Raw genomic sequence first — 6952 nt, 5'->3', positions numbered from 1 at the left:
GTTTGACCGTGAAACCTTGGCCAAGACGCTGTTCTCCACCTCGCTGAACTTCGACCTCGCCGTTTATGAGTGCTTCGCACCGCTGACTTCTGGCGGCAGCATCGATGTCGTGACTAATGTGCTAGAACTGCGAGACGACATCACGCTGATCAACACCGTGCCATCAGTGCTCAAAGCCTTGCTGGAATCCGGTGGCCTGAGCGCCAACGTGCACACGGTCAACGTCGCGGGTGAAGCGCTGAAACGGAGTCTGGTGGAAAGTCTGTTCGAACAAACCAGCGTGCAGCGCCTGTGCAACCTCTACGGCCCCTCGGAAACCACGACCTACTCAAGTTGGGTATCGATGGACCGCGAAGACGGTTTCGCCGCCCACATTGGCAAACCCGTGGCCAATACCCAGTTCTACTTGCTGGACGAACATCAACAACCCGTGCCACTGGGCGTTCCGGGCGAAATCTACATCGGCGGCGCTGGCGTGGCGCGCGGTTATCTGAATCGCGACGACCTGACTGCAGAACGCTTCCTCGCCGACCCATTCCGCACAAACGCCCGGATGTACCGAACCGGCGACCTAGGCCGTTACCTGAAAGACGGCGACATCGAATACCTCGGCCGCAACGACGACCAAGTGAAAATCCGCGGCTTCCGCATCGAACTCGGCGAAATCGAAACCAAACTCGCCCAACACGCTGACATTCAGGAAACAGTGGTGTTGGCCCGCGAAGACGTGCCGGGCGATAAACGCCTGGTCGCGTACTACACCGCATCGCAACCCCTTGATATCGACGCACTCCGCCGTCACCTGCAAACTCAACTGCCGGACTACATGATCCCGGCCGCCTACGTCCACCTCGACGCCTTGCCACTGACCCCGAACGGCAAACTCGACCGCAAAGCCCTGCAAGCCCCGGATTCCGACTCCGTCATCACCCGTGGCTACGAAATCCCGCAAGGCAAAGTCGAGACGACACTCGCGCAGATCTGGTCCGAAGTCCTCAACGTCGAACGCATTGGCCGTCACGACCACTTCTTCGAACTCGGCGGCCACTCTCTGCTGGCCGTCAGCCTGATCGAACGCATGCGCCAGGCCGGACTCAGCGCCGATGTACGCGTACTCTTCGGCCAACCCACCCTCGCAGCCTTGGCCGCAGCGGTCGGTGGCAGCACTGAAATCGTCGTGCCTGCCAACAGAATCCAACCCGACTGCACCCGCATCACCCCGGACATGCTGCCGCTGACCGAGCTGGATCAGAACGCCATCGACCGCATCGTCGCCACCGTCCCCGGCGGCGCCCGCAACGTGCAGGACATCTACCCGCTGGCACCGTTGCAGGAAGGCATCCTGTTCCATCACTTGTCGGCCGAGCAGGGCGACCCGTACGTGTTGCAAGCCCGGTTTGCCGTGCAGAGCCGCCAGCGCCTCGACGATTTCGTCCAGGCCCTGCAAGGCGTCATCAATCGTCATGACATCCTGCGCACCGCCGTCCTCTGGGAAGGCCTGGACGAACCGCAACAAGTGGTCTGGCGTGAAGCTCAACTGGGTGTGAAACACTTCGCGCTCGACCCGCAGGCCGGGGACATCACCGAGCAACTGCACCAGCGTTTCGACGCCCGCCACTATGCCCTGGACATCACCCAGGCACCCCTGATGCGCCTGGTCTTCGCCGAGGACACACCGAATCAGCGCTGGGTCGCGATGCTGCTGTTCCATCACATGGCGCTCGACCATACGGCGCTGGAAGTGGTGCGCCACGAGATGCAGGCGCACCTGCTGGGCGAGGAGGATCAGTTGGGCGCGGCGATGCCGTATCGCCACTACGTGGCCCAAGCACGGCTGGGTGTCAGTAGCGCCGAGCACGAAGCCTTTTTCAGCGACATGCTGGGTGATATCGACGAGCCAACGCTGCCGTTCGGTTTGCAAGATGTGCAGGGCGATGGCAGCGATATTGAGGAAGCCCGATTCGTTATCGACCGCGACTTGAGCCAGCGCTTGCGTCGTCTGGCCCGCCAGTCGGGTGTCGGTGCGGCGAGCCTGCATCACTTGGCCTGGGCCCAAGTGTTGGGGCGTGTCTCGGGTCAGGACGACGTGGTGTTCGGCACCGTGTTGATGGGCCGGATGCAGGGCGGCGAGGGCGCGGATCGCGCCTTGGGCATGTTCATCAATACCTTGCCGCTGCGCGTTGACGTCGCAGATCAGAGCATCAAGGCCGGCGTAAAAGCGGTCCACGGGCGACTAACCGCGCTGCTGGGGCATGAGCATGCTTCGCTGGCCCTGGCCCAGCGTTGCAGCGCCGTGACCGCACCGACACCGCTGTTCAGCGCCTTGTTGAATTACCGTCACTCCAGTGAACAGTCCGAGGCCGTGAATGCCGCGTGGCAGGGCATTGATGCCCTCGGTGGCGAAGAACGCACCAACTACCCGCTGACCCTGTCGGTGGATGACCTGGGCGACGACTTCGCCCTGACCGTGCTGGTCGCGGGCGGTGTCGGTGCCGAGCGGGTTTGCGCCTACATGAATGCCGCGCTGCAAAGTCTGGCCACGGCGCTGGAATCGGCCCCGGCATCAGCCTTGCACAATCTGGATGTGCTGCCACAAGTCGAGCGTCGGCGGGTGTTGACCGGTTTCAACGCGACCGCTCGCCGCTATCCGCAGAGCAGTACCGTGCAGGCGGCGTTCGAAGCGCAGGTCCTGGCCCATCCAGCCGCCATCGCGGCGGTTCACGACGGACACCGCCTGACCTACAGCGAACTCAACACCCAGGCCAACCGCTTGGCGCATCACCTGATCAGCCTCGGCGTGCAACCCGGCAACAGCGTGGCGATCCTGCTGGAGCGCTCGCTTGATCTGCTGATCAGCCAGTTGGCGATCCTCAAGTGCGCGGCGGTTTATGTGCCGCTGGACGTCAACGCCCCAACCGAACGCCAGCAGTTCATGGTGCAAGATAGCCAGGCCAAACTCGTACTGACCCGGAGCGACGAACACGTTGCGCACGACGTACAGCGCGTGGATCTGAACACCCTGGCTCTCGACAACTTGCCGAGCCATAACCTTCAACTGACACAGTCCAGCGAAACACCGGCCTACATCATGTACACCTCCGGTTCGACCGGCACGCCGAAGGGTGTGCTGGTGCCGCACCGGGCGATCACTCGACTGGTGATCAACAACGGCTACGCCGAATTCAATGCCCGGGACCGCGTGGCGTTCGCCTCGAACCCGGCGTTCGACGCCAGCACCCTCGACGTCTGGGCGCCGCTGCTCAATGGCGGTTGCGTGGTGGTGGTTGCCCAGGATGTGTTGCTGTCGCAATCAGCCTTGCGTGGCTTGCTACTCGAACAATCCGTGAGTGTGTTGTGGATGACCGCCGGGCTGTTTCATCAATACGCCGTGGGCCTGATGGACGTGTTCCAACAGTTGCGCTACCTGATTGTCGGTGGCGATGTGCTGGACCCGGCGGTGATCGCTCGCGTGCTGCAAGAAGGCGCGCCTCGGCACTTGCTCAATGGCTACGGCCCGACGGAAGCGACCACATTTTCCACCACTTACGAGATCAAAACGGCCGGCGCGGGCAGCATTCCGATTGGCCGTCCGATCGGCAACACCCGGGTCTACGTGTTGGACGCCTACCAGCGGCCAGCGCCGATCGGCGTGGCGGGGGAGTTGTACATCGGTGGCGACGGCGTGGCCAAAGGGTATCTGAACCGCCCCGAGCTGACTGCCGAGAAGTTTATCGCCGACCCGTTCAGCACGGATCCGCAAGCTTTGCTCTATCGCACCGGCGACCTGGCGCGCTGGTTGCCGGACGGCAATGTGGAATACCTGGGCCGCAATGACGACCAGGTGAAAATCCGTGGTTTCCGCATCGAACTGGGCGAGATTGAAGCGCGCCTGGCGCAACACGCCGACATCAAGGACGCGGTGGTCCTGGCCCGTGAAGACGTGCCGGGTGACAAACGTCTGGTCGCCTACTACACCTCGCAAAACGCGCTGGATATCGAAGCATTGCGCGGCCACCTGCAAGCGCAGTTGCCGGACTACATGATCCCGGCGGCCTACGTACGCCTCGACGAGCTACCCCTGACGCCGAACGGCAAACTCGATCGCAAGGCCCTGCCGGCGCCGGACCTGGATGCGCTGATCACCCGCGAGTACGAAGCCCCGGTCGGCGAAACCGAAATCACCCTGGCGCGGATATGGGCGCAAGTGCTCAGCGTGGAGCAAGTCGGTCGGCATGATCATTTCTTTGAGCTGGGCGGCCACTCGCTGCTGGCGGTGAAACTGATCGAGCAGATGCGTCAGTCCGGTTTGAGTGCCGATGTGCGGGTGCTGTTCAGTCAGCCAACGTTGGCTGCATTGGCCGCAGCGGTTGGCAGCGGCAGTGAAGTGCAGGTTCCGGCGAACCTGATTCCTGCGCAGTGCGAACACATCACCCCGGCCATGCTGCCATTGATCAAGCTTGATCAGGCTGCGATTGAGCGCATCGTCGCGACGGTGCCCGGCGGCACGGCTAACGTGCAGGACATCTACCCGCTGGCGCCGTTGCAGGAAGGCATTCTGTATCACCACCTCGCCGCCGAGCAGGGCGACCCGTACGTGTTGCAGACGGTGTTCGAATTGCACAGTCGTGAGCGCCTGACCGCGTTCGTCGCTGCGCTGCAAAACGTCATCGACCGCCATGACATTCTGCGCACCAGCGTGGTGTGGCAAGGGCTGGGCACGCCGGCGCAAGTGGTGTGGCGCGAGGCGAAGTTGCACCTTGAACAGATCGAACTGGATGCTGCGGCGGGCGATATCGCCACGCAGTTGCAGAGTCAGTTTGACCCGCGCCATTACCGCCTCGACATCAGCCAGGCGCCGATGCTGCGCCTGGCCTTCGCCGAAGATGCACTTAACCGGCGCTGGGTCGCGGTATTGCTGTTTCACCATATGGCGCTCGACCACACCGCGATGGAAGTGGTGCAGCACGAGATGCAGGCGCACTTGCTGGGCGAGGCGGATCAACTGTCCGAAGCCGTGCCGTATCGCAACTATGTGGCTCAGGCCCGGTTGGGCACGAGTCAGCAAGCGCACGAAGGGTTTTTCCGCGAGATGCTCGGCGATATCGACGAGCCGACGCTGCCATTCGGTTTGCAGGATGTGCAGGGTGACGGGCGCGACATTGAAGAAGCCCGGCAGTCTGTGGAGGTGACGCTGAACCTGCGTCTGCGCACGCAGGCACGCCAGCTCGGCGTGAGTGCCGCGAGCCTGGTGCACCTGGCCTTTGCCCAGGTTTTGGGCAAGGTGTCCGGCAAGCGCGACGTGGTATTCGGCACCGTCCTGATGGGCCGGATGCAGGGCGGCGAGGGCGCCGATCGGGCACTGGGGATGTTCATCAACACCTTGCCGCTGCGGGTCGATGTCGGCGAGCAAACGGTTCGCGCCGGGGTGAAAGCCACCCATGCGCGCCTGACTGCGCTGCTGGGGCATGAACATGCGCCGCTGGTGCTGGCACAACGTTGCAGTGGCGTGGTGGCGCCGACGCCGCTGTTCAGCGCACTGCTGAATTATCGTCACAGCGCGGTCGCCGAGCCGTCGGCGCAGTATCAGACGGCGTGGCACGGTATCGAAATGCTCGGCGGTGAAGAGCGCACCAATTATCCGTTGACGTTGAACGTGGATGATCTCGGCAATGGATTTACGTTATCGGTGCTGGTGACTTCGCAGGTCGGCGCGCAGCGGGTTTGCGGTTATGTGCATGCGGCGCTGGAAAGTCTGGTAGAGGCGCTGGAGTCTGCGCCTGGGGCTTCGCTGTTTGATTTGACGGTTTTGCCGGTGGCGGAACGTGAGCAGTTATTGGTCGGGTTCAATGCCACTGAGGCGTTGTATCCGCTGGATCAGACGGTTCATGGCTTGTTTGAGGCTCAGGTTGAGCGCACGCCGGATGCTGTGGCGGTGGTTTATGGTGAGCAGCGTCTGCGTTATCGCGAGTTGAATGAGCGGGCGAACCGGTTGGCGCATTACCTGCGCGGGCAGGGCGTAAGGCCTGATTCAAGGGTGGCGATTTGCGTTGAGCGCAGCGCCGAGATGGTCGTCGGGTTGTTGGCGATTCTGAAGGCGGGCGGCGGTTATGTGCCGCTGGATCCTGCGTATCCGTTGGATCGGATTGCCTACATGTTGCAGGACAGCGCGCCGGCCGTGGTGTTGGCGCAAGCCTCGACGCTAGGATTGCTGACTGAGGCTTCGATGCCGGTTATCAATCTGGATAGCGGTATTTGGCAGGACGAACCCGTCTCCAATCCTGCGGTTGAAGGGCTGACTTCGGCGCATCTCGCCTACGTAATCTACACATCCGGTTCGACTGGTCTGCCGAAAGGCGTGATGATCGAACACCGCAATACCGTGAATTTCCTGACCTGGGCCCATCGTTCATTCGATGACGCGACGTTGGCGAAAACACTGTTCTCAACCTCGTTGAACTTCGACTTGGCGGTCTACGAATGCTTCGCGCCGCTAACGTCGGGCGGCAGCATCGATGTCGTCACTAATGTGCTGGAACTGCGAGACGACATCACGCTGATCAACACCGTGCCGTCAGCGCTTAAAGCCTTGCTGGAATCCGGTGGCCTGAGCACCAACGTCCACACGGTCAACGTCGCCGGTGAAGCGCTGAAACGCAGCCTCGTAGAAAACCTGTTCGAGCAAACCAGCGTGCAGCGCCTGTGCAACCTCTACGGCCCCTCGGAAACCACGACTTACTCAAGTTGGGTGTCGATGGATCGTGAGGACGGTTTCGCCGCCCACATTGGCAAACCTGTGGCAAACACCCAGTTCTACTTGCTGGACGACCATCAGCAACCCGTGCCACTGGGCGTGCCGGGCGAAATCTACATCGGCGGCGCCGGTGTGGCGCGCGGTTACCTGAACCGCGACGACCTGACTGCCGAACGCTTCCTCACCGATCCATTCCGCTTA

Annotated in this window: 1 protein-coding gene (only partly in view); it reads left to right on the top strand. The window is 62.2% G+C overall.

The genetic code is table 11. The features are described 5' to 3' along the window. On the top strand, positions 1-6952 hold part of the coding region annotated (locus HB680_RS21945; protein ID WP_213940593.1) for a non-ribosomal peptide synthetase (this coding region is incomplete at its 5' end). The annotated region continues 7095 nt past the right edge of the window; 6952 of 14047 annotated nt are visible.

The organism is Pseudomonas sp. dw_612 (assembly GCF_018449725.1).
Taxonomy (GTDB): domain Bacteria; phylum Pseudomonadota; class Gammaproteobacteria; order Pseudomonadales; family Pseudomonadaceae; genus Aquipseudomonas.
This window is presented reverse-complemented; position numbering and strand designations above follow the sequence as displayed.